The 22,960-nt window shown below is 71.0% G+C and carries 19 protein-coding genes; 4 read left to right on the top strand and 15 right to left on the bottom strand.

Annotation, left to right across the window (positions count from 1 at the left end; all coding sequences use genetic code 11):
- Positions 1 to 41: 41 nt before the first annotated feature.
- Both BLW76_RS38185 and gltB read right to left on the bottom strand, forming a co-directional pair.
- A complete protein-coding gene (locus BLW76_RS38185) occupies positions 42 to 1,490 on the bottom strand; it encodes a glutamate synthase subunit beta (protein WP_091316754.1) in 1,449 nt (482 codons plus the stop codon).
- The gene (gene gltB, locus BLW76_RS38180) at positions 1,483 to 6,054 is read right to left on the bottom strand and encodes a glutamate synthase large subunit (RefSeq protein WP_091316752.1); all 4,572 of its coding nucleotides are present in this window, start codon (positions 6,052 to 6,054) and stop codon (positions 1,483 to 1,485) included. The genes BLW76_RS38185 and gltB overlap by 8 nt, the downstream gene beginning before the upstream one ends.
- A gap of 526 nt (positions 6,055 to 6,580) precedes the next feature.
- Here gltB and BLW76_RS38175 point away from each other — a divergent pair.
- Positions 6,581 to 7,213 carry a YigZ family protein gene (locus tag BLW76_RS38175; protein WP_091316750.1) on the top strand — a complete coding sequence of 211 codons (633 nt, stop codon included), beginning with the start codon at positions 6,581 to 6,583 and terminating at the stop codon, positions 7,211 to 7,213.
- 212 nt (positions 7,214 to 7,425) lie between these two features.
- A complete protein-coding gene (locus BLW76_RS38170) occupies positions 7,426 to 10,122 on the top strand; it encodes a GH92 family glycosyl hydrolase (protein ID WP_091316748.1) in 2,697 nt (898 codons plus the stop codon).
- On the opposite strand, the gene BLW76_RS38165 is transcribed toward BLW76_RS38170, so the two are convergent.
- The 3 genes from BLW76_RS38165 to BLW76_RS38155 form a co-directional block, all read right to left on the bottom strand.
- Positions 10,113 to 10,712, bottom strand: coding sequence for a GNAT family N-acetyltransferase (locus BLW76_RS38165; protein WP_091316746.1), 600 nt, complete (start codon positions 10,710 to 10,712; stop codon positions 10,113 to 10,115). The genes BLW76_RS38170 and BLW76_RS38165 overlap by 10 nt on opposite strands.
- A 40-nt stretch (positions 10,713 to 10,752) precedes the next feature.
- Complete coding sequence (locus tag BLW76_RS38160; RefSeq protein ID WP_208613470.1) at positions 10,753 to 11,010, bottom strand: hypothetical protein; 258 nt, start codon at positions 11,008 to 11,010, stop codon at positions 10,753 to 10,755.
- A gap of 139 nt (positions 11,011 to 11,149) precedes the next feature.
- Positions 11,150 to 11,374 carry an Lrp/AsnC ligand binding domain-containing protein gene (locus tag BLW76_RS38155; RefSeq protein WP_244170503.1) on the bottom strand — a complete coding sequence of 75 codons (225 nt, stop codon included), beginning with the start codon at positions 11,372 to 11,374 and terminating at the stop codon, positions 11,150 to 11,152.
- A gap of 175 nt (positions 11,375 to 11,549) precedes the next feature.
- Here BLW76_RS38155 and BLW76_RS48135 point away from each other — a divergent pair, with 175 nt between their 5' ends.
- Positions 11,550 to 11,834 carry a hypothetical protein gene (locus tag BLW76_RS48135; RefSeq protein ID WP_143060761.1) on the top strand — a complete coding sequence of 95 codons (285 nt, stop codon included), beginning with the start codon at positions 11,550 to 11,552 and terminating at the stop codon, positions 11,832 to 11,834.
- Here the strand turns inward: BLW76_RS48135 and BLW76_RS38150 are convergent.
- The 8 genes from BLW76_RS38150 to BLW76_RS38115 all read right to left on the bottom strand — a co-directional run bounded on the left by BLW76_RS38150 (position 11,776) and on the right by BLW76_RS38115 (position 19,341).
- Positions 11,776 to 13,026, bottom strand: coding sequence for an ABC transporter substrate-binding protein (locus tag BLW76_RS38150; protein ID WP_091316745.1), 1,251 nt, complete (start codon positions 13,024 to 13,026; stop codon positions 11,776 to 11,778). The genes BLW76_RS48135 and BLW76_RS38150 overlap by 59 nt on opposite strands.
- Positions 13,023 to 14,168: a branched-chain amino acid ABC transporter permease gene (locus BLW76_RS38145; protein WP_091316743.1), complete on the bottom strand. Its 1,146-nt coding sequence runs from the start codon at positions 14,166 to 14,168 to the stop codon at positions 13,023 to 13,025. The genes BLW76_RS38150 and BLW76_RS38145 overlap by 4 nt, the downstream gene beginning before the upstream one ends.
- A 7-nt stretch (positions 14,169 to 14,175) precedes the next feature.
- Positions 14,176 to 15,054 carry a branched-chain amino acid ABC transporter permease gene (locus BLW76_RS38140; RefSeq protein ID WP_091316741.1) on the bottom strand — a complete coding sequence of 293 codons (879 nt, stop codon included), beginning with the start codon at positions 15,052 to 15,054 and terminating at the stop codon, positions 14,176 to 14,178.
- Positions 15,051 to 15,824 carry an ABC transporter ATP-binding protein gene (locus BLW76_RS38135; protein ID WP_208613469.1) on the bottom strand — a complete coding sequence of 258 codons (774 nt, stop codon included), beginning with the start codon at positions 15,822 to 15,824 and terminating at the stop codon, positions 15,051 to 15,053. The genes BLW76_RS38140 and BLW76_RS38135 overlap by 4 nt, the downstream gene beginning before the upstream one ends.
- Positions 15,821 to 16,630 (bottom strand): ABC transporter ATP-binding protein, encoded by an 810-nt coding sequence (locus tag BLW76_RS38130; RefSeq protein ID WP_091316737.1) that lies wholly within the window; start codon positions 16,628 to 16,630, stop codon positions 15,821 to 15,823. The genes BLW76_RS38135 and BLW76_RS38130 overlap by 4 nt, the downstream gene beginning before the upstream one ends.
- Before the next feature lie 119 nt (positions 16,631 to 16,749).
- On the bottom strand, positions 16,750 to 17,568 hold the full coding sequence (locus tag BLW76_RS38125) for a PHP domain-containing protein (protein ID WP_091316735.1): 819 nt from the start codon (positions 17,566 to 17,568) through the stop codon (positions 16,750 to 16,752).
- 13 nt (positions 17,569 to 17,581) lie between these two features.
- Entirely contained in the window at positions 17,582 to 18,205 is a 624-nt protein-coding gene (locus BLW76_RS38120; RefSeq protein ID WP_091316733.1) for a response regulator, read from the bottom strand.
- Positions 18,202 to 19,341 carry a GAF domain-containing sensor histidine kinase gene (locus BLW76_RS38115; protein ID WP_091316731.1) on the bottom strand — a complete coding sequence of 380 codons (1,140 nt, stop codon included), beginning with the start codon at positions 19,339 to 19,341 and terminating at the stop codon, positions 18,202 to 18,204. The genes BLW76_RS38120 and BLW76_RS38115 overlap by 4 nt, the downstream gene beginning before the upstream one ends.
- Positions 19,342 to 19,425: 84 nt before the next feature.
- Between BLW76_RS38115 and BLW76_RS38110 the strand changes: the two genes are divergently transcribed.
- A complete protein-coding gene (locus BLW76_RS38110) occupies positions 19,426 to 22,161 on the top strand; it encodes an FAD-binding and (Fe-S)-binding domain-containing protein (RefSeq protein ID WP_091316730.1) in 2,736 nt (911 codons plus the stop codon).
- Here BLW76_RS38110 and BLW76_RS38105 read toward each other — a convergent pair whose 3' ends face one another.
- Positions 22,162 to 22,725, bottom strand: a complete 564-nt coding sequence (locus BLW76_RS38105) for a TetR/AcrR family transcriptional regulator (protein ID WP_091316728.1) — start codon at positions 22,723 to 22,725, stop codon at positions 22,162 to 22,164.
- Positions 22,726 to 22,761: 36 nt separating this feature from the next.
- Complete coding sequence (locus BLW76_RS38100; protein WP_091316726.1) at positions 22,762 to 22,959, bottom strand: ferredoxin; 198 nt, start codon at positions 22,957 to 22,959, stop codon at positions 22,762 to 22,764.
- Between the last annotated feature and the right edge of the window lies 1 nt (position 22,960).

Below are 22,960 nucleotides of genomic sequence, written 5' to 3'. Positions count from 1 at the left end.
GGCGGAGGTGACGACAGTGGCACCTCCGCCGGCGCCGGGTCTTACGCGATCGGCCGGTCCGTCGGCGCGATCGGGCGGGGCAGGACGTCGCGGCCGGTCAGGTAGGCGTCGACGCCGGCCGCGGCGCTGCGGCCCTCCGCGATCGCCCACACGATCAGCGACTGGCCGCGGCCCATGTCGCCGGCCACGAACACGTTGTCCAGGCTCGTCTTGAACGCCTTGTCGCGGGCCACGTTGCCGCGCGCGTCCAGCTCGACGCCGAGGTCTTCGAGCAGGCCCTTCTTCTCCGGCCCGAGGAAGCCCATCGCCAGCAGGACCAGCTGCGCGGGCAGCTCCCGCTCGGTGCCTGCCACGGGCACGAACTTGCCGCCCTCGTTGCGGACCTCGACCAGCTTCAACGCGCGCACCCGACCGGAGTCGTCACCCAGGAACTCCTGCGTGTTCACCGCGTACAGCCGCTCGCCGCCCTCTTCGTGCGCCGAGGACACCCGGTAGATCATCGGGTACGTCGGCCACGGGTGGGCGTCGGAACGCGCCTCGGGCGGGCGAGGCATGATCTCCAGCTGCGTCACCGACCGCGCGCCCTGGCGGTGCGACGTGCCGACGCAGTCCGCGCCCGTGTCGCCGCCGCCGATCACCACGACGTCGAGACCGGAAGCGTCGAAGGGCGACACCGAAAGCTCGCCCGAAGCCACCCGGTTGGCCGGCGGCAGGAACTCCATGGCCTGGTGGATGCCGTCGAGCTCGCGGCCGGGGATCGGCAGGTCGCGCCAGTCGGTCGCGCCACCGGCCAGCACCACGGCGTCGTAATCCAAAAGCTCGGCGACCGGCAGGTCCGCGCCGACGTTCACCGACGTCCGGAACTCCGTGCCCTCGGCCCGCATCTGGTCGAGGCGCCGGTCCAGGCGGGACTTCTCCATCTTGAACTCGGGGATGCCGTAGCGCAGCAGCCCGCCGATCTTGTCGGCCCGCTCGAGGACCACGACGCTGTGGCCCGCGCGCGTGAGCTGCTGCGCCGCGGCAAGACCCGACGGGCCGGACCCGACGACGGCGACCTTCTTGCCGGTGAGCGCGACCGGCAGCTGCGGCTTCACCCAGCCCTCGTCGAAGGCCCGGTCGATGATCGAGATCTCGACCCGCTTGATCGTCACCGGGTCGTCGTTGATCCCGAGCACGCACGCGGTTTCGCACGGGGCAGGGCACAGCGTCCCGGTGAACTCCGGGAAGTTGTTGGTCGCGTGCAGCCGCTCGATCGCCTGCTGCCAGTCCTCCCGCCAGGTCAGCGTGTTCCACTCCGGGATGAGGTTCCCGAGCGGGCAGCCCTGGTGGCAGAACGGGATACCGCAGTCCATGCAGCGGCCGGCCTGCTTCTGCAGCTTCGTCGTGGCGAAGTCTTCGTAGACCTCGCGCCAGTCCATCAGCCGCAGGTCGACCGGACGCCGCTTCGGCTCTTCGCGGGTGGTGGTCAGAAAGCCCTTGGGGTCAGCCATGTGCGGCCTCCATGATCGCCTCGTTCACGTCGCGCCCGTCGCGCTCGGCCTGCACCTGCGCCGCGAGCACGCGCTTGTAGTCCTTCGGCATGACCTTCCCGAAGCGGTCGACGCCCGCGTCCCAGTCGGCCAGCAGTTCCCGCGCGACCGCGGATTCGGTTTCGTCGTAGTGCTTTTCCAGCGTTTCGCGCAGGAAGTCCGCGTCCTCGGAGTCGAGCGGGTCGAGGTCGACCATCTCCGGGTTGACGCGGTGGGCGGGCAGGTCGAGCACGTAGGCGATGCCGCCGGACATGCCGGCCGCGAAGTTGCGCCCGATCGGGCCGAGCACGACCATCCGGCCGCCGGTCATGTACTCGCCGCCGTGGTCGCCGACGCCTTCGACGACGGCCAGCGCGCCGGAGTTGCGCACGCAGAACCGCTCGCCGACCTTGCCGCGGATGAAGATCTCGCCGCTCGTCGCGCCGTAGGCGATGACGTTGCCGGCGATGATCTGCTCCTCGGCCACGTAGTGGGCGTCCCGCGGCGGCCGCACGATCAGCCGTCCGCCGGAGAGGCCCTTGCCGACGTAGTCGTTGCCGTCGCCGTAGAGCCGCAGCGTGATGCCCTTCGGCACGAACGCGCCGAACGACTGGCCCGCGGTGCCGGTGAAGGTGACGTCGATGGTGTCGTCGGGCAGGCCTTCGCCGCCCCACCGCTTGGTGAGCTCCGAGCCGAGCATGGTGCCGACGGTCCGGTTCACGTTGCGGACGGGGAGTTCCAGCCGCACCTTGTCGCCGGAGTTCAGCGCACCCTCGGCCAGCTGGATCAGCGTGTTGTCGAGCGCCTTCTCCAGGCCGTGGTCCTGCTTGGTCTGCTGCAGGCGCAGCCCGGCCGGGGCCATGTCGGGCACGTGGAAGATCGGCGACAGGTCGAGCCCGGACGCCTTCCAGTGCTCGATCGCCTTGCGCTTGTCGAGGAACTCGGCGTGCCCGACGGCCTCGGCGATCGACCGGAAGCCCAGCTCCGCCAGGTACTCGCGCACTTCCTGGGCGATGAACTCGAAGAAGTTGACGACGTACTCGGCCTTGCCGCTGAACTTCTCGCGCAGCTTCGGGTTCTGCGTCGCGACGCCGACCGGGCACGTGTCGAGGTGGCAGACGCGCATCATGATGCAGCCCGACACCACCAGCGGCGCGGTCGCGAAGCCGAACTCCTCGGCACCCAGCAGCGCCGCGATGATGACGTCGCGGCCGGTCTTGAGCTGGCCGTCGGTCTGCACGACGATCCGGTCGCGCAGCCGGTTGGCCAGCAGCGTCTGCTGCGTCTCGGCCAGGCCCAGCTCCCACGGGCCACCCGCGTGCTTGATCGACGACAGCGGCGAAGCGCCGGTGCCGCCGTCGTGACCCGAGATGAGCACGACGTCCGCGTGCGCCTTCGAGACGCCCGCCGCGACCGTGCCGACGCCGACCTCGGACACGAGCTTCACGTGGATGCGCGCGTTCGGGTTGGCGTTCTTGAGGTCGTGGATCAGCTGCGCCAGGTCCTCGATCGAGTAGATGTCGTGGTGCGGCGGCGGCGAAATCAGGCCGACGCCCGGCGTCGAGAACCGCGTCTTCGCGATCCACGGGTACACCTTCGCGCCGGGCAGCTGCCCGCCTTCGCCGGGCTTCGCGCCCTGCGCCATCTTGATCTGGATGTCGTCGGCGTTGACGAGGTACTCGCTCGTGACGCCGAAGCGCCCCGAAGCGACCTGCTTGACCGCGGAGCGCCGCTCCGGGTCGTAAAGCCGCTCCGCGTCTTCGCCGCCCTCACCGGTGTTCGACTTGCCGCCGAGGCGGTTCATCGCGATGGCGAGGGTCTGGTGCATCTCCATCGAGATCGAGCCGTAGGAGATGGCGCCGGTGGCGAACCGCTTGACGATCTCCGAGACCGGCTCGACCTCCTCGATCGGCACCGGCGCGCGCTTGCCGTACTTGAAGTCGAACAGCCCGCGCAGCGTCAGCAGCTTCTCGGCCTGGTCGTCGACGGCCTTCGTGTACTCCTTGAAGATCTCGTACTTGCCCGAGCGCGTGGAGTGCTGGAGCTTGAACACCGTCTGCGGGTTGAACAGGTGCGGCTCGCCTTCGCGCCGCCACTGGTAGTCCGCGCCGGTCTCCAGCTCGCGGTGGGCGGCCCGGACGCCGTCGGCCGGGAAGGCGTACTTGTGCCGCTTCGCGACCTCGTCGGCCAGCGTCTCGAAGCCGACGCCGCCGAGGCGGGACGTCGTGCCGGTGAAGCAGTTGTCGATGACCTCTTCGCCGAGCCCGATCGCCTCGAAGATCTGCGCGCCGGTGTAGGACGCGACCGTCGAAACGCCCATCTTGGACATCGTCTTGCGGACGCCCTTGCCGAGCGCCTTGATGAGGTTCTGCGTCGCCTGCTTCGGCGTCACGCCCGGGATCAGGCCCTGGTGGGCCATCTCCTCGACGGTCGCCATCGCCAGGTACGGGTTCACCGCGGCGACGCCGTAGCCGATGAGCAGCGCGATGTGGTGCACCTCGCGCGCGTCGCCGGCCTCGACGATGAGGCCGACCTGCGTGCGCGTCTTCTCGCGGACGAGGTGGTGGTGCACCGCGCCGGTCAGCAGCAGCGACGGGATCGGCGCGTGGTTTTCGTCGACACCGCGGTCGGACAGCACGATCAGCCGGGCGCCGTCCTCGATCGCCTCCGAAACCTCGGCGCGGATCTCGTCGAGCCGCTTGACGAGCGCGTCGCCGCCGCCGTGCACGTTGTAGCGGCCGAGCACGGTCACGGCCTGGAACTCCGGCAGGTCGCCGTCGTCGTTGACGTGCACCAGCTTGGCGAACTGGTCGTTGTCGAGCACCGGGAACGGCAGCACGATCCGGCGGCAGCTGGCCGCGTTGCCCTCCAGGAGGTTCGGCTCGGCGCCGATCTGGGTGCCGAGCGCGGTGACGAGCTCCTCGCGGATGGCGTCCAGCGGCGGGTTCGTGACCTGCGCGAACAGCTGGATGAAGTAGTCGAAGAGCAGCCGCGGCCTGCTCGAAAGGGGAGCGAGCGGCGAGTCGTTGCCCATCGAGCCGATCGGCTCCGCGCCGGTGCGGGCCATCGGCTCGAGGATGGCTTCGAGCTCTTCCTCTGTGTAGCCGAACGCCTGCTGGCGGCGCACGAGCGCGGCGTGCAGCGGGACCTCGCGGTCGCGCTCCGGCAGGTCTTCCAGGTGCAGCAGGCCGGCGTCGACCCATTCGTCGTACGGGTGCGCGGTGGCCAGTTCGGTCTTGACCTCTTCGTCCTCGATGATCCGGCCTTCGACGGTGTCCACGAGGAACATCCGGCCGGGCTCGAGGCGTCCCTTCCGGACGATCGTCGCCGGGTCGATGTCGAGCACGCCGACCTCGGAGGCGAGCACGACGAGGCCGTCGTCGGTCACCCAGTACCGGCCGGGGCGCAGGCCGTTGCGGTCCAGCACCGCGCCGATCTGGCTGCCGTCGGTGAAGGCGACGAGCGCCGGGCCGTCCCACGGCTCCATCAGCGTCGAGTGGAACTCGTAGAACGCGCGCCGCGCGGGGTCCATCTCCTGGTGGTTCTCCCAGGCCTCCGGGATCATCATCAGCACGGCGTGGGGCAGCGAGCGGCCGCCGAGGTGCAGCAGTTCGAGGACCTCGTCGAAGGACGCCGAGTCGCTGGCGCCGCGGGTGATCACCGGGTAGACGCGCTTGAGGTCGCCCGGGATCAGGTCGGTTTCCAGCAGCGCCTCGCGGGCGTCCATCCAGTTGCGGTTGCCGCGCAACGTGTTGATCTCGCCGTTGTGCGCCACGTACCGGTACGGGTGCGCCAGCGGCCACGACGGGAACGTGTTGGTGGAGAAGCGGGAGTGCACCAGGCCGATGGCGCTGGTGACGCGCTCGTCGGTGAGGTCGGCGAAGAAGCGCTCGACCTGCGGCTCGGTGAGCATTCCTTTGTAGACGATCGTGCGCGAGGACAGCGACGGGAAGTACACGTCGTCCTCGACGAGCTCGTGTTCCGCGCGCTTGCGGACGCAGAACGCGCTGCGCTCGAGGTGCAGCGGGTCCGAGTGCTCCGGCTTCGGGCGGCGCGCGGCGAGGAACAACTGCGTGAAGTGCGGCATGGTCTCGGCCGCGGTCGGCCCGCAGTGCTCGGTGTGCACCGGCAGCTCGCGCCAGCCGAGGACACGCATGTCCTCCTCGGCGGCGATGCGCTCGATGGTCGTCATGGCCCGGCCGCGGCGCTTTTCGTCCTGCGGCAGGAAAGCCGTGCCGACGGCGTAGGCGCCCGGCTCGGGGAGCTCGAAGTCCACGACCGCGCGGTAGAACTCGTCCGGGATCTGGATCAGCAGTCCGGCGCCGTCGCCGGTGTCCGGTTCGGCACCACGAGCCCCGCGATGTTCCAGGTTGCGCAACGCGACCAGGGCCTTGGCGACGATCGCATGATCGCGTCGTCCGGTCAGGTCGGCGACGAAGGCGACACCGCAGGCGTCGTGTTCGTAGTCGCTCCGGTAGAGGCCCTCGGCCTCGGCGTTGCTGAGCTGCTCCCGGGACGGGGGCAGGGAACTGGCACGGTGGGTCACGGCTGGCCGCCTCCCAAGGCGTTGGCGCGACCGGTACTCACTCCATCGAGTGGTTCATTGCTGAACCGGTTAACGAAGTGGCCCGGTACCGCGATGGTCAGTCGAGAACAGTTGTTCTGTTCGAGGTGCAAGATGCCGCGCTTCATCGGCCGGGCTGCACGCCCGGAACGCGGTCATCTGGGAGGCCGCACGACACTGGGCAGCCGAACATGTCGGGTGCTGCGAGCGCGCACAGGCCGGCCACTGTGGTGGGGGCCGTCCGGAGCGCGCGGTGTTACTCCCGGGTTCGCCGGGTCTTATGACGATAGTGTGAATTCGCTGTTATCGACATACGTCGTTGCGTCCGGGTGGGGAATGCCACGCTTGCGTTGACGGGCCACGGGGTAGTCCCATATGCCGGGCTGGATCTCCCGCAGAGCGGTCCACTGCCCTGCTGACCTGCGGAAACATCCGTCCGAAGTGGCCCGGGGCGGGTGTGGGACGCGGGTCCGGGAGTGGCAAGCTGGGCACATGGCGGACTCCTCCGATGACTGATCGTTATCTCTCCGTGGCTCGCGAGGGCGGCCACGAGATCGAGATCAAGCGCTCGAGGTTCCTCTGCGCGCTCGCTCCGGTGACGTCGGAAGCGGCCGCGCGCGAGTTCATCGCGGCCCGCCGCCGCGCGGATCCGGGCGCGCGGCACCACTGTCACGCCTTCGTTCTGGGGCCGGATGGGCGAACCCGGCGGTCCAGTGACGACGGTGAGCCGGCGGGCACGGCGGGTGCGCCGATGCTGGAAGTGCTGCGCCGCCGCGAACTGACCGACACGGTCGCGGTGGTGACGCGGTACTTCGGGGGAGTGCTGCTGGGCGCGGGCGGCTTGATCCGCGCGTATGGTCAGTCCGTTTCGGACGCCGTGGAAGTTGTTGGTGTACTAGAACACCGGCGTCTCAGCCTGGTCGAGGTGGCGGTGGACTACGACCGCGCTGGCCGGCTGGAGAACGACCTGCGCGCCTCTTCGTACGTGCTCCACGCGACCCGCTTCGACGAGCTGGCCCGCTTCGAGGTCGGTCTGGCGCCGGGCGAGGACGAGGTGTTCGCGGGCTGGCTGGCGGACCTCACCAACGGCGAGGCGACGACGACCGCACTCGGCGACCACTGGGTGGTCCACCGGGGCTGACTGGTCCGGTCGCGGAACCGGTTGGCGCGCAACGAACTTTCGGCGCTTCCGTCGGCAGGTCCTTTCGTGGCACCATGTCCTGCCACCGAGTTCCGGTACCACTTCGATCCCCTGACCGTTGCCAGTGCGGCAAGCGCCGTGCTGACAACGTTGTCACCACGCCCGACAACGTTGTCGCCGGCGGAAGGCGGGCGACACGGAGAGGAAGGGTCATGTCCAGACCATTGGCCGGCCGGGTGTGCGCGGCCGCGCTCGCCGTCGCGCTCGCCGGAGCGGGGCTCGCCGCACCGGCGGCCGGCGCCGCGACGCTCGCCCTCACGCAGTACGTGAATCCCTTCATCGGCACGGACAACAGCAACTCGCCCAACCCCGTCCCGGGCGGGGCGGGCGGCAGCACCTACCCGGGTGCCGTCGTCCCGTTCGGCATGGTGCAGTTCAGCCCGGACACGCCGACCGCGTCGCCGTCGGGGTACCGGTACGGCGACACGAGCATCGAAGAGTTCAGCCTCACCCACTTCAACGGCGCCGGCTGCGCCAACAACGAAGACCTCGGCCTGCTGCCGATCACCGGCGCGATCGGCACGTCACCGGGCACCGGCTGGACCGGGTACGCGAGCCGCTACACGAAGGCGAACGAGTCGGCCGCGCCCGGCTACTACAAGAACAAGCTCGACACCTACAACACGACCGTCGAGCTGTCCGCCACCCAGCGGTCCGGGTTCATGAAGCTGACCTACCCGAACACGACGTCCGCGCGGCTGCTCGTCAACACCAGCCGCAGCGCCACCGGCAACCGCGGCGGGTCGATCTCGATCGACGGCAGCCGGCTCACCGGCTCGGTGACCGGCGGCGGCTTCTGCGGCTCGTCGAAGACCTACCAGATCTTCTACGTCATCCAGTTCGACCGCGCGCCCAGCGGGTTCGGCACCTGGCTCGGCGGCACCGTGAACGCCGGGTCCTCGAGCACCAGCGGCACGAACTCCGGCGGCTACGTCACCTTCGACACCTCGGGCAACACGACCGTGCAGGCGAAGATCGGCATCTCGTTCGTCAGCCTGGCCAACGCGCAGGCGAACCTCGCCGCCGAGAACCCCGGTTTCGACTTCGCGGCGACCCGGGCCGCAGCCGACACGAGCTGGAACACGGTCCTGAACCGCGTCCAGGTGACCGGCGGAGCTGCCGCGGACCTGCAGAAGTTCTACACGGCGCTGTACCACGTGTTCCAGAACCCGAACGTCGCCAGCGACACGAACGGCCAGTACCGCGGGTTCGACCAGGCGATCCACACCGCGTCGCACCCCGTCTACCAGAACTACTCCGGCTGGGACATCTACCGCTCGTGGGCCGCGCTGATCGGGCTCGTGGCGCCCGCCGAGGCGAGCGACATCGCGAAGTCGATGGTGCTGGACGGTCAACAGGGCGGGTTGCTGCCGAAGTGGTCCCACAACAGCAACGAGCACTTCGTGATGACCGGTGACCCCGGGCCGATCGTCGTCGGCAGCATGTACGCCTTCGGGGTCCGCGGTTTCGACACGGCGGCGGCGTTGACGCTGATGGACCGGAGCTCCACCGGCGGAACCACCCAGGGGCAGGCGATCCGCGGCCGTCAGTCCGGGTACCTGAGCCGGCACTACGTCACCGAAGACCCGTCGGACTCGCTCGAGTACTCGGCGTCCGACTTCGCCGTGGCGCAGTTCGCGAAGGCGCTCGGCGACACGACGAAGTACACCACGTACATGCAGCGCGCCCAGTGGTGGCAGAACGTGTTCGGCCCCGACTCCGGGTACGTCCAGCCGCGCGGCGGCACGGGCACGTGGGCGTGGCCGGTGGTGCCGTCGAGCAACAGCGGGTACACCGAGGGCAACCCGTCGCAGTACACCTGGATGGTGCCCTACAACTACCAGGGCCTGATCAACCTGATGGGCGGCCGCCAGACCGCCGTCCAGCGGCTGGACCACCACTTCACCCAGCTCAACGGCGGGCTGACGCAGCCGTACTTCTACATCGGCAACGAGCCCGAGCACGGCGTGCCGTGGGCGTACAACTACGCCGCCCACCCGCAGGGCACCAGCTCCGCGGTGCGGCGCGTGATGAACGAGTCGTTCACCACCGGCCCGGGCGGCCTGCCCGGCAACGACGACCTCGGCGCCACCTCGGCGTGGTACGTCTTCGCCGCGCTGGGGATGTACCCGGCGACGCCGGGCGCGGACGTCCTCGCCCTGCACGGCCCGCTGTTCCCGGACGCCTCGATCATCCGGCCGTCCGGGACGATCCGGATCACCGGCAGCGGGGCCGGCGCCCAGTACGTGCAGAGCTTGAGCGTCAACGGCGTTCCGACGACGAAGTCGTGGATCCGCTACGGAGACATCGCGGGCGCGTCGACGCTGAGCTACGCGATGGGCTCCGCACCGAGCAGCTGGGGCACGAGCGTGTCCGACGTCCCGCCGTCGTACAACGACGGGTTCACGCCGCCGCCGGCGGCGCCCGAGCTGGGGGCGAACCTGGCGCTGGGCAAGACGGCGACGGGCTCGGCCACCTGCAACTCGGCCGAGACCGCGGCCAAGGCCGTCGACGGCAGCCTGGCGGGCAACAGCAAGTTCTGCACCACAGCCGCGACCAAGTTCCTGCAGGTCGACCTCGGATCGGCGCAGAACGTGTCGGCGTTCGTGGTCAAGCACGCCGGCCTGGGCGGCGAGACCACCGGCTGGAACACCGGCGCGTTCACGATCCAGACGTCGGCCGACGGCTCGTCGTGGACGACCGTCGCGTCGGTGACCGGGTCGCGGGCGAGCCGTACGTATCACCCGATCGCGACCCGGTCGGCGCGGTACGTGAAGCTGAACGTCACCACGCCGGCCAACGACGGCAACGGTGCTTCGCGCATCTACGAGTTCGAGGTCTACCGCTGACCGGGCGGCTCGTGAGCGCCGGACGCGGCGCTCGCGAGCCACTCTTCGCGGGTGATGCCGTACTCGACCTCGCCGTGCTCGCTGCCCGGCGCCCGCTCGTGCTCCGGGAACTCCTCGAAGTACGTGCGGATGAACCTCATCCCCAGCTTTTCCATCACCCGGCGCGAGGCTTTGTTCACCGTCATGGTGAACGCACTCACCCGGCGGACCCCCAGTTCGGTGAAACCCTTCGCGAGCAGCGCCGCCGAGCCTTCGGTGCCGTAGCCCTTGCCCCACGCCTTCCGGTGCAGCCGGTAGCCGAGTTCGGGCTCGTCCGGCGGATCCTGCGGACGCGGGCGGAAATGGAACCACCCCAGGAAGTCGCCGGTGCTCTTTTCGATCGCCGCCCAGAACCCGTAACCGGGGAAACGCTCGTAGTAACCGAGGAACGCGGGGAGATCCAGCGTGACGATCTCCGTGCGATCCGCCGGCTGTCCCCCATTGAGGTACTTCATCACGGCCGGGTCGTCGTAGAGCTCGAAGAGCGCATCGGCGTCGTTCTCGGTGAACCGGCGGAGGATCAGCCGCTCGGTTTCGAGGAATACGTGCATCGGGTGATGCTGACAGTGACCCCAGTGTGTGGCAACGTGTTTACGCCGCGGCGGCGTAAACCTCGCCCAGCGCCTGCGAGCCGGCCTCGGTGAGCAGGGCGGGCACGAGCTCGCCGCACTTGCCGGGCCGGGCCGGCGCGATCAGGCCGAGCCGCGCGAGCCGGTGCACGGTGGACTGGTCGCAGCAGCTCAGGCCGTCGATGAACAGGTCAGGCTCGCAGCTGCAGCTGATCTCGGCGTGGCCCCCGGCCACGGCTCTCAACGTGGCCCGCTCACGATGGTTGAGTGTGGTGATCATGGCGGCGCCTCCTTCCCGTCGAGCTCATTAGACGCCCCGCCACCGACAGTTTCCGCCTCCGAGCGTGCGAACCGGGGTATTTCCGGGGTTCACGTAGGGGTGGCGTGTCGCGCCGTTCCGGGGTCAACCCCGGTTACCCCTACGGGAGCGGTTCAAGCATCGTCTTGCGCAGGTGCCGGAAAACGATCGACGTCCGGAACCCGACGATCTCGCGGCGCAACGCGAGCCGGTCGGCCGGGAATGCGTGCCACGCGTCGATGTCCGGGGTGGTCACTTCGATCAGGAAATCGTCGTTTCCGGCCGTGACGCACACCGGCAGCACTTCCGGAAGATCGGCGATCGACCGCTGGAAGGAATCGATCACGGCCCGGCTCGGCGAGTTCGCTCACGCCGGGCCCCATGGTGCCGAATCGTCCGGCGCGGCCGCTTCACACCGGTTTCGGTCGAGTGACCCCACGTGAACATCTCGGTGCCCGGCGTGGCTGCCGTCCGGCAATGCCACGGTGCTCACTGGCTGGTGGCCTCGGTGATCAGCGGCTATGGCTCGGTGGGCGCCCACCTCGCGGCCGAACCAGGGCCTGACGTGGGTCGAGCCGGAGAAGGCGCTCACCCTGACCGCCGACGTGGTGATCCCGGACTACGTGGCCGGCGCGGGCGGGATCCTGTACACACTTTCGCGTGAGGCGGAGGGCCTCGACCACGACGCCGTGAAGGCCAACGCGACCACCCCGCTCCACGAGGCGGCCGCGCTGGCCGGACGAAGGCTCACTTCTGGTGCGGAGCCACGTACTCCTTCGCCTCGGGCGCTTCGAACAACGGCTTGACGTACTTGACGCCGCCCTCGGCGGAGGCGTCCGGGGTGGCCGCGTACACCTGGCGCGTCGCCGGCGTCCCCGGCTTGGAGAAGTCGAGCGCCGCGACCAGGTTGTCCGTGTTCGCCGACGTCGTCTGCTTCAGGGCCGCCGCGATGCCGTCGCGGGTGAGGTCCTTGTTGTCGCACGCCTTCTTCAGGACCGCGCCCCACACCTCGCCGACCGCGTAGCCGTACGGGACGCCGCCGTTGGGGGTTTCCTTGTACGCGGCCTTGTACTTCGCCGCCACGTCCTTCGCCTTCGGGATGTCCGCGGAGAACGGCACGCTGCTGGCGACGATCGTCAGCTTGTCGAGCGCGCCGGCGGCCGGGCTCTTGAGCAGCGCCGGGTCGAACGTCGGGTTGTTGCCCAGTACCGGCACGTTGAGCCCGAGCGCCTTGTTCGCCCCGACCGTCGAGCCGGTCTGCGTCGGCGTGGTCGTCAGCACGATCGCCTTGACGCCCTCGCCCTTCAGCCCGGTCACCACGTTGGTCAGGTCGCTGTCGGTCGAAGTGATCTTCACTTCCTTGAGCGTCAGGCTGTGCTTCTTGGCGTAGAACTGCGAGCCGCGCAGGCCGTTCTTGCCGTACTCGCCGTCGATGTAGATGTGCCCGATCGTGTCGCCGTCCTTGAGCTGCCCCTGCTCCTGCAGGTACGACAGGCCGTCGATGATCTCCAGGTCGTAGGTGGTGCCGACGATCATCACGTACGGGTTGTCCAGCAGCTCCGACGACCACGACGCGGGCGCGGCCGTCGTCTTGTCCGAGGCCAGGTTCTGCTTCAGCGCGGCCACCACCGGCGAGCCGAGCAGCTGCACGAACCCGAGCACCTTCGGCTCGATCTGCGGGTACAGCGTCTTCGCCGTGTCGGCCTTGTAGCCGTGGTCGACCTGCTCGAGCTTCACCTGCCGCCCGCACACGCCGCCGGCGGCGTTGAAGTCCTTCGCCCACAGCTCGTTGCCCTGCGTGACGCCGAGGCCGAGGTTCTTGAACACGCCGGACTTGTCGGTCATCACCCCGAGCGTCACCTCGGTCGCCGTCACCCCCTTGCCGGTCTTGACGCCGGAGCTGTCCGAGCCCGACGAGCCCGAGTCGTTCGCTTTCGTGCTGCACGCCGAGAGCGCGAGGACGGCCACCAGCGCCGCCGCCAGGTGTGTGCGTTTCATGATTCCTCCGGGGGTTGACGGCGGGACCGGGTGAGCCGGCGGCCGATCGCGGCGAGCCCGCCCGGCTCGAACAGCACGACGAGGATGATCGCGGCGCCGTAGACGAACGAGCTGACCAGGATCGGGGTCAGCGCGCCGTCGCCGGTGCCGGAGAACCAGCCCAGGTCGGCCGAATACAGGGCGAGGACCTGCGGCAGCCCGTTGACGATCAGCGCGCCGACGAGCGCGCCGGGGACCGAGCCGAGGCCGCCGATGATGACCATCGCCAGGTAGGCGATCGACACGTTGATGCCATAGGTGCCGAACTCGCTTTCGTCCGGCTTGAGGATGTCGAACCACAGCACGGTCATCGCGCCGGCGAGCCCGCCGTAGGCCGAGGAGACGGCGAACGCGCCCGCCTTGGCCCGCAGCACGCTGACGCCCATCACCGCGGCCGCGGCCTCGTTGTCGCGCACCGCCCGCCACGAGCGGCCCACCCGGCCGCGGACCGCGCTGCGGGCGATGACGAAAGCGAGCACGGTGAGCAGCAGGAACAGGTACCACATGCGCTCGGCCTGCCGGATCGGCACGCCGAGCAGGCTGATTTCCGGGCCGTCGTTGGTGAACGGGAAGCCGAACAGGGAGAACGACGCCGGGGTGCGTCCGGTCGACGTCCCGCCGGTGAGCTCCTCCGCGGACTGTCCGAAGTAGAGCCCCAGGAACACCAGCGCCAGGGACGCGACGCCGAGGTAGATCCCGCGCAGCCGCCCGGCGACCGGCGCGAAGGCCAGCCCGAGCAGGGCCGCGACGGCCACCGCGCCCAGCAGCGAGAGCGCCGGGTCGAGGCCGAAGCCGATGACGCGCTCGTCGCTCGTCGGTCCGGAGAGGACGGTGTAGGCGGTGCCGCCGGCGAGCAGGAAGAACGCGTGGGCCAGGGAAAGCTGTCCGGCCTGCCCGACCACCAGGGTCAGCCCGATCGCGCCGACCGCGCCGATCATCATGTACTGCCCGGCCTTGAGCCAGGCGGCGTCGAGGTAGAGCGGCAGGGCGAGCAGGACCACCAGGAGAGCCAGCCACGCGACCTTGCGCACCAGGCTCGTCCGGCTGCGACGCGGTTTCTCCGCCGGTCCGGCTTTCGAGGGTGGAGTGTCCACTTCGGACACGGCTTGGTCAGACACGGGTTCGCTCCCTCGTGCCGAAGAGCCCCGAAGGCCGGATCACCAGCACCACCAGCATCACCAGGAACACCGCGCTCTTGGAGAAGTCGAACGAGACGTACTGCGCCGAAAGCGCTTCGGCGATCCCGACGACCAGGCCGCCGACCACCGCGCCCGCCGTCGAGTCGAGGCCGCCGAGGATCGCCGCGGGGAAGGCGGCCAGCGCGATCGAGTGCGTCCCGCGCGACAGCCCGGCGCCGGAGAAGTCCTGCGTCGCGATGAAGAGCACGGCCACCCCGGCCAGCAGCCCGGCGACCACCCACGCGGTCGCGGTGACGCGGGAGCTGCGGATGCCCATCAGCGCGGCGGCCTCGCGGTTCTCCGCCTGGGCCCGCATGGCCACGCCCCAGTTCGAGTACTTGAAGGCCAGCCAGAACGCCGTGATCAGCACCGCGGCGACGCCGAGTGCGACCAGGTGCGTGCGGAACAGCGTGATCCCGCCGAGCCGGAACGGCTTCGCGTCCCAGGCGTCGCCGAGGAAGGGCAGCGTGACGCCGAGGCGGCGCACGATCTCCTCGGTGATGATGACGTCGACGCCGATGGTGAGCAGGGCGAGGCTGTTGGCGTCGGCGTGCCGCGAGCGCGACAGCAGCAGCCGTTCCACCAGCAGGCCGAGCAGGCCGGCCGAGACGATCCCGACGAGTGACGCGCCCACCCAGCCCAGCGCGTCCTTCGTCACCACGACGAGGTAGCCGCCGAAGAGCACGAGCGAGCCGTGCGCGAAGTTGACCACCTCGGTGGCCTTGAAGATGATCACGAACCCCAGTGCGAGCAGGGCGAACACCGCGCCCTTGCCGAGGCCGTTCACCACGAGCTGCAGGAAAGTGTTCACGCCGCCTCCGTGCCCAGGTAGGCCTTGATGACGTCCGGGTCGGCCTGGACCTGCGCCGGGGTGCCGTCGGCGATGCGCCTGCCGAAGTCGAGCACCGTGACGCGGTCGGCGATGCCCATCACCAGGCCCATGTCGTGTTCGACGAGCAGGATCGAGATGCCCAGCTCCGCGCGGATGCCGCTGATCGTCCCGGCCAGCTCGGCGGTCTCGGCCGCGTTCATCCCGGCCGCGGGCTCGTCGAGCAGGAGCAGCACCGGCTCGACGGCCAGCGCGCGGGCGAGGTCGACGCGCTTGACGACGCCATAGGGCAGCGCGCCCACGGGAGCGTCGACGACCGCGCCGAGCCCGAGGAACGCGCAGATCTCGCGGGCGCGTTCGGCGTGCCGCCGCTCGGCGCGGACCGTCCACGGCAGCCGCAGCCCGGTTTCGAGGAACCCGCCGCGGGTCAGCGCGTGCCGCCCGAGCATGACGTTGTCCAGCACGGTCGAGCCGGGGGAGAGGGCGGCGTTCTGGAACGACCGCCCGACGCCGAGGCCGGCCAGCTTGTGCGGCGCCAGTCCGGTGAGCTCGGTGTCGCCGAGCCGCACGCGGCCGCTGTCGGCCCGGTAGAGGCCGCTGATCACGTTGAAGCAGCTGGACTTCCCGGCGCCGTTCGGCCCGATCAGCGCGTGCAGCGACCCGGGGGCGACGGTGAAGCTCACGTCGTCGAGCGCGCGGATCCCGCCGAACCGCAGGGAGACGTTTTCGACTCCCAGCTCCGGCGGCGTCATCCGGCCCACCTCGACAGGGTCCGGCCGGCCAGGCTCTTGCGGGCGTTCTCCGCCTCGGCGTCGGCGGTCTCCTGCGATTCGGCGTGCCCGCCGAGGTAGAGCCGCTGGACGTCCTGGCTGGCGGCCAGCTCGGCCGCGGTCCCGGCCAGCGCGACCCGGCCCACTTCGAGGACCACGGCGTGGTCGGCGACGTTCAGCGCCATCACGGCGTTCTGCTCGACCAGCACCACGGCGGTGCCCTGGTCGTGGATCTCGCGGATGGTCCGCCCGATCTGCTCGACGATCTTGGGAGCCAGGCCCAGTGAAGGCTCGTCGAGCAGCAGCAGCTTCGGCGCGGACATCAGCGCCCGGCCGATGGCCAGCATCTGCTGCTCGCCGCCGGAGAGCAGGCCCGCGCGCTGTTTCGCGCGTTCGGTGAGCACGGGGAACAGCGCGTCGACCCGCTTGCGCGCTTCCGTGCGTTCGGCCGCGGTCCGCGCCCCGATCCCCCCGGCCCGCAGGTTCTCCTCGACGGTCATCCGCGCGAAGACCTGCCGCCCTTCGGGCACGCCGACGACGCCGAGCCGCACGATCCTGGCGGGGTCGAGCCTGCCGAGCGCGTGGCCGGCGTAGCGGATTTCGCCGTCGTCGATAGAGCCCCGGTGCATGCGGAGGGTGCCGGAGACGGCTCTGAGCAAAGTGGACTTCCCGGCCCCGTTGCTGCCGAGGACGGCCAGCACCCCGTCGGCGGAGACGTCGAGATCGACCCCGCGCAGCGCGGCCGTCGACCGGCCGTACCGCACCCGCAGGCCACGCACGGTCAGCACGAACTCACTCCAGGACGCAAGAGGCCTCCTCCACTCGTGTGACGTGAGTCACGATCGGTGGCGGTCATCCTGCGTTCGGCGGGGAGTGATCCGATACCCCCACCTGGAGAGGTAGGCGGCTACGAAACGGACACGGCGGACTCCCGGAGCGCCGCGAAGACCTCCGGCGAAGTGGTGCACTCGCCGAGCCGGACCGGCTTGCGGTCACCGTGGAAGTCGCTCGACCCGGTCGCGAGCAACCCCAGGTCGGCAGCTACTTCCCGGAGTCGCTCGCGGACCTCGGGCGGCTGCTCCGGGTGGTCCACCTCGATCCCGGCGAGTCCCGCGGCGGCGAGCGCGGCCAGCTGCGCGTCGGTGACCGCGGCGCGCCGCTTGACCGAGCGCGGGTGAGCCAGCACCGCCACGCCGCCGGCCGCGCGGACCAGCGCGATCGCCTCCACAGTGGACAGGACGTGCTTGGGCACGTCGGCCCGGCCGCCGTCGGCGATCCAGTCGGCGGTGAAGGCGTCGGTGATGCCCACCGCGGCCAGTGCCGCGGCGATGTGCGGACGACCCAGCGGCGCACCCGCGGCGATCGCCTCGACCTGCGCGAGGGTGATCGGCGCGCCGAGCTCCCGGCAGCGCTCGACCATCCGCACCCCGCGCCGGACGCGGTCGGTGCGGATCAGCTCCAGCTCGGCCGCCAGCGGGACGGACAGCGGATCGGCGAAGAGGCCGAGCAGGTGCACCTCGAACTCGTCGAGCCGGCAGGAGATCTCGACGCCGGGCACGATTTCGACGTCGGACGCGACCGCGGAAGCCGTGGACAGGCCCGCGAAGGTGTCGTGATCGGTGAGCGCGAGCACCGTCAGCCCGGCTTCGGCGGCCAGCCGCGGGAGCTCTGCCGGTGGCGTGGTCCCGTCGGAGGCCGTGCTGTGCGTGTGCAGGTCGATCGTCACCCGGCCGAGGATGTCACAGCAGCCCGGCTTCGCTGGCCTTCCCGATCGCCTCGACGCGGTTGCGCGCGCCCAGCTTGTGCAGCGCCGACTGCAGGTACGTCTTCACCGTGTTCCGCGCCAGGCCGGTCGACTCCGCGATCTCCGGGTTCGTCTGGCCCTGCGCGGCCAGCCGCAGGACCTCGTACTCGCGGCGGGTCAAGCCGCTGCGGGCCAGCGCGTCCGAGCGCTGCCCGGCGTCGGGGAGGATCCGGGGGTCGACGACGCGCTCGCCGCGCAGGACCCGGCGCAGCTCGGTCACCAGCTGGGCGCCCGCCGCGTCCTTGAGCAGGCAGCCGTGCGCGCCCGACTCCAGCGCCGCCAGCACGCCCTGGTGGTCGCCGTGGGCGGTGAAGACCACGATCTTGCCCTCGGGGTGGACCCGGCGCAGTTCCGTGACGACCTCCGGCGCCAGCATGTCCGGCAGCCGCAGGTCGAGCAGGATCAGGTCCGGGGCCAGCGACGCCACCCGCTCGATCGCCAGCCGGCCGGACTCCGCCGAGCCGACCACGTTGAGGCAGGGGTCCGAGCGCAGCAGCAGCGTCACGCCGTCGCGGACCACCGGGTGGTCGTCGACGACGAAGACGGTCGCCGGTGTCACGGCCGCACCAGCGGCACCCAGGCGCGCAGGGTGCAGCCGTCGTCGTCGTCGCGGACGAGGCTGACCCGGCCGCCGAGCCGCGCGGCCCGCCCGGTGAGCGTCCGCAGGCCCATGCCCGTGCCGGGGGTGGCCTCGGCGCCCGTGCCGTCGTCCGCCACGACCACCTGGACGCCGTCGTCGCTGGGCAGCAGGCTCACGATCACCGAGGACGCCCGCGCGTGCTTCTCGACGTTGAGCAGGCCCTCGCGGACCGCCGCCACCAGCAGCGCGGTGCGTTCGGCGTCCAGCGGCGGCACCGCCGCGAGCTGCACGAACCGGGCCGGGACGCCACAGCGTGCCTGGAACGAGCGGCAGTGCTCGGCCAGTTCCACCGGCAGAGCCCGCTCCGGGCTGGACTCCGACAGGGCCAGCAGCGACTCCCGCAGCGCCCCCGCGGCCGCCGAGACGTCCCCTTCGAGCCGCCGCAGCCGCGCCTCCAGGCCGGGGTTGCCGTGGAGGTCCTCGTGCAGGTCGCGCACCTGGACGCCGATGGAGAACAGCAGCGCGCCCACGGAGTCGTGCAGGGCGCTCTGCATGCGCAGCCGCTCGCCGGCCACCGCGGCCGTGCGGTCGGTCTCGGCGACCTTGGCCAGGTGCAACGCCGTCCCGGCCTCGCGCGCGACCTCTTCCATCCGCCGGACGGCGTCGTCGCCGAAGTCGGCAGGCTCGCGCATGGCCGCGTAGGCGATGGCGACGGTTTCGCCGCGCGCGACGATCGGGACGGCGAGCATCGCGGCCAGGCCCTCGCCGCGGACCTGGGCGTCGAACTGGTGGGTGATCGCCGGCGAGCTGACGTAGTCGGTGACCTTCACCGGCCGGCCCAGCGCCAGCACCCGGCCGCCGATGCCCTGGCCGACGGGCACCTGGAGGTCCTGCAGCGCGTTCGTCCGGGTGCCGGACATCCAGCGGATCACGGCCAGCTCGGGCCGGTCGAGCTCGGCGACGAAGCCGGCCTTCGCGCCGACCGTCTCCCGGATCAGGCGCGCGGTCCCGTGCAGCGCGGCGACCCGGTCGAGCGTGCCGAGCAGCTTCTCGCGCTCGCGCAGCAGCTCGCCCAGCACCGCGCTGTACTCGGCAACGTGCTCCTTTGCCGTCACTCGATCACGATGGCACACGGAGTGTGGTTCCGGACATACCCGGCTGGAGAGGTACGGCGGCCCCCGGGCGGCTTGAATGGACGGGTGGAGATCCTCACCGACGCCGCCACGCTCGCCCTGTACACGACCGACGCCTCCAACTACCGCCACGTGCCCCGCGGCGTGGTGCTGCCGCGGACCGTCGACGACGTCGTCGCGGCGGTCGCGGCCGCCCGCGACCGTGACCTGCCGGTGATCGCCCGCGGCGGCGGCACGAGCGTCGCCGGGAACGCGTGCGGCCCGGGCCTGGTCGTCGACACCTCGCGCCACCTCGGCGGGGTGCTCTCCCTGGACCCGTCGACGCGGCTCGCGCGGGTGCTGCCGGGGACGGTGCTCGACGACCTGCAGGCGGTCGCGGCCCCGCACGGCCTGCGGTTCGGCCCGGACCCGTCGACGCACAGCCGCTGCACGCTCGGCGGGATGATCGGCAACAACGCGTGCGGCTCGCACTCGGTGGCGTGGGGACGCACGGTCGACGTCGTCCGCTCCCTGGAGGTCCTGCTCTACGACGGCACCCGGCTGCGGCTGGGCCCGGACGAGCCGACCGAGGGCCGGATCTTCGACGAGCTGCGTGCGCTGGTCCGGGACAACCTGGCGTTGCTGCGCAAGGAACTCTCGACGTGGCCGCGTCGCGTGTCCGGCTACGGGCTCGAACACCTGTTGCCGGAGAACGGTTTCGACGTCGCCAAGGCACTCGTCGGCAGCGAGGGCACCTGCGTGACCATCCTGGAGGCGACCGTTTCGCTCGCCGAGCTGCCCCGCGAACGGGTGCTCGCGGTGCTCGGCTTCCCCTCCGACATCGCGGCGGCGGACGCGGTGCCGTCGATCCTGCCGTGGTCGCCGCTGACCGTCGAGGGTGTCGACGCCGAGCTCGTCGCGATGCTGCCCGGGCGCGCGGGCGACCTGCCGCCGGGTGGTGCGTGGCTGTTCGTCGAGCTGGCCGGCGACGACCCGGCGGCGCGGGCGCGCGAACTGGCCGCGTCGCTCGACCTGACGGGGTTCGCGATCGTGGACGACCCGGCCGCGCAACGCGGGCTCTGGCGCATCCGCGAGGAAGGCGCGGGGCTCGCGACGCGGCTCGCCGACGGGTCGGAGGCGTGGCCGGGCTGGGAGGACGCCGCCGTCCCGCCCGAGCGGCTCGGCGCGTACCTGCGCGAGTTCAAGGAGCTCATGCGCGCGCACGGCCGCCGCAGCGTCGTCTACGGGCACTACGGCGAAGGCTGCCTGCACCTGCGGCTGGACTTCGACCTGCTGTCGACGTCCGGGGTTGCGAACTTCCGGCGGTTCCTGGAGGAGGCCGCGGACCTCGTCGCGGCGCACGGCGGCTCGCTGTCCGGTGAGCACGGCGACGGCCAGGCGCGGTCGGAGCTGCTGTCCCGCATGTACAGCCCGGAGATGCTGGCTGTCTTCGCGCGATTCAAGGCGATCTTCGACCCGGCCGGGCGGATGAATCCCGGCATCCTGGTGGCGCCACGGCCGATCGACGCCGACCTGCGCGTGCGGTCGACGTCGAAGTCCTTTGAGGACACTGTGTTCCTCGGCTACCCGGAGGACCGGGGGAGTTTCGGCCAGGCGATGCGGCGCTGCGTCGGGGTCGGGAAGTGCCGCAACACCGGCGGTGGCGGCGTGATGTGCCCGAGCTACCGGGCCACCCGGGAGGAGAAGCACTCGACGCGCGGCCGGGCTCACCTGCTCGCCGAGATGATCAACGGCGAAGTGATCAAGGACGGCTGGCGTTCGTCCGAAGTGCACGAAGCCCTCGATCTGTGCCTGTCCTGCAAGGGATGTCTCTCCGACTGCCCGGTCGACGTCGACATGGCGACGTACAAGGCCGAGTTCCTCCACCAGCACTACCGGCGGCGGCTGCGCCCGGCGTCGCACTACTCGATGGGCTGGCTGCCGCTGTGGCTGCGGCTCAGCGCGCTGGCTCCGCGCCTGGCCAATCGTGTGGGCCGGTCTCGCCTGGCGGGTCTGGTGAAGCGGCTCGGCGGGATCGCGCCGGAACGTGACCTGCCGTCCTTCGCGTCTTCGCCGTTCACGTCGTCGCGCGCGGATCTCCGGCGGAAGGCGACGGGGGAGCGCCGGGTGGTGCTGTGGCCGGATTCGTTCAACAACTACCTGACGCCGTCGGTGCTCGACGCCGCCCACGAGGTGCTCACCGCGGCGGGCTACGACGTCGTGCTGCCGGACCGCGGAGTCTGTTGTGGACTGACGTGGGTGTCGACCGGCCAGCTCGGCGTCGCGCGCCGCGTCCTGGACCGGACGCTGTCCGTGCTGGCGCCGTACCTGGCGGACGGCTACGAGGTCGCGGGCCTGGAACCGAGCTGCACCGCGCTGTTCCGCGGCGATTTGCCCGCGCTCATGCCGGGTGACGCGCGGGCGGAGCTGCTGGCGTCCCGGACGTTCACCTTCGCCGAGCTGCTGGAGCGGGCACCGATCCCGTTCGCGGCGCTCGACGTCGACGCGATCACGCAGGTGCACTGCCACCAGCACGCGGTCCTCGGCTTCGGCGCCGACGAGTCCGCGCTGCAGGCCGCGGGCGTCCGGAACACCACCCTGGACTCGGGGTGCTGCGGCCTGGCCGGCAACTTCGGCTTCGAGCGCGGCCACTACGACGTCTCGAAGGCGGTGGCGGAGGACCGGATGCTGCCCGCGATCCGCGCGGCCGGCCCGGACACCGTCGTCGTGTCGGACGGCTTCAGCTGCCGGACGCAGATCGCCCAGGAGTCCGGCCGGACGCCGGTGCACCTGGCGGAACTGCTGCGGCGCGCGCTGCCGTGATCACTCGGCGCGTTCGAGCAGCGTCCGGACGGCAGCGACGACGAGCCGGACGATGTCGTCGGGGTCGGCGCCGGCCAGCGGCTGCTTGCCGGTGAGCTCGCGGACCACCCCGATGCCCATCAGCCAGGCCAGCGCGAGGTCGGCGCGCAGCTCGGCGTCCGGGGCGTCGGTCAGCGTGGCCAGGATCCGGGCGTAGGAGTCCCCGATCTCCGTGCGCAGCACCGCCCCGACGTCCCCGCTGCCCGACGAGCGCAGGTACGTCTCCAGCGTCCGGTTCCGGTCGCCGCCCGGTTCGAGCATGCTGCGCAGCGACGCGCTGAGCAGCCGCTCGGGCGGGTGCGTTTCGAGGTGCTCACGCCCGCTCCGGGCGATGACCTCCTCGAACAGCGCTTCCTTGCTGCCGAAGTAGCGGAAGAGCAGCGCCTGGTTGACCCCGGCCAGGTCGGCGATGTCCCGCACGGTCGTCCGGTCGAACCCGCGCTCGGCGAACAGCTTCGCGCCGGCGTCCAGCAACGCCTGTCGCGTCGCGGCCGCGTCCCGCTTCCGGCCCGGCTGTTCGGTCACCGGTGAAGGTTAACCGCCGGGCCGGACCGCGGCCGCTCACGTGCCGGAAAGGCGGATCGCGGCGGCCGGGCAGGTCAGCTCGGCCTGCCGGACGGCGTCCTCCTCGGCCGCGGCAGGCTCTTCGGTGAGCAGGACGACCGTGCCGTCGTCCTCGTTCTGGTCGAACGTCTCCGGCGCGAGCAGCACGCACTGGCCGGACGAGACGCAGGTTCCCGTGTCGACGGTGATCTTCACG

The organism is Amycolatopsis tolypomycina, assembly GCF_900105945.1.
Taxonomy (GTDB): domain Bacteria; phylum Actinomycetota; class Actinomycetes; order Mycobacteriales; family Pseudonocardiaceae; genus Amycolatopsis; species Amycolatopsis tolypomycina.
This window is presented reverse-complemented; position numbering and strand designations above follow the sequence as displayed.

Bases quoted from the DNA above. Each gene is read 5' to 3' on its own strand.
- BLW76_RS38185 (WP_091316754.1), bottom strand. From the start codon at position 1,490: ATGGCTGACCCCAAGGGCTTTCTGACCACCACCCGCGAAGAGCCGAAG.
- BLW76_RS38175 (WP_091316750.1), top strand. From the start codon at position 6,581: ATGACTGATCGTTATCTCTCCGTGGCTCGCGAGGGCGGCCACGAGATC.
- BLW76_RS38165 (WP_091316746.1), bottom strand. From the start codon at position 10,712: ATGCACGTATTCCTCGAAACCGAGCGGCTGATCCTCCGCCGGTTCACC.
- BLW76_RS38135 (WP_208613469.1), bottom strand. From the start codon at position 15,824: ATGACGCCGCCGGAGCTGGGAGTCGAAAACGTCTCCCTGCGGTTCGGC.
- BLW76_RS48135 (WP_143060761.1), top strand. From the start codon at position 11,550: ATGGCTCGGTGGGCGCCCACCTCGCGGCCGAACCAGGGCCTGACGTGG.
- BLW76_RS38170 (WP_091316748.1), top strand. From the start codon at position 7,426: ATGTCCAGACCATTGGCCGGCCGGGTGTGCGCGGCCGCGCTCGCCGTC.
- BLW76_RS38150 (WP_091316745.1), bottom strand. From the start codon at position 13,026: ATGAAACGCACACACCTGGCGGCGGCGCTGGTGGCCGTCCTCGCGCTC.
- BLW76_RS38160 (WP_208613470.1), bottom strand. From the start codon at position 11,010: ATGATCACCACACTCAACCATCGTGAGCGGGCCACGTTGAGAGCCGTG.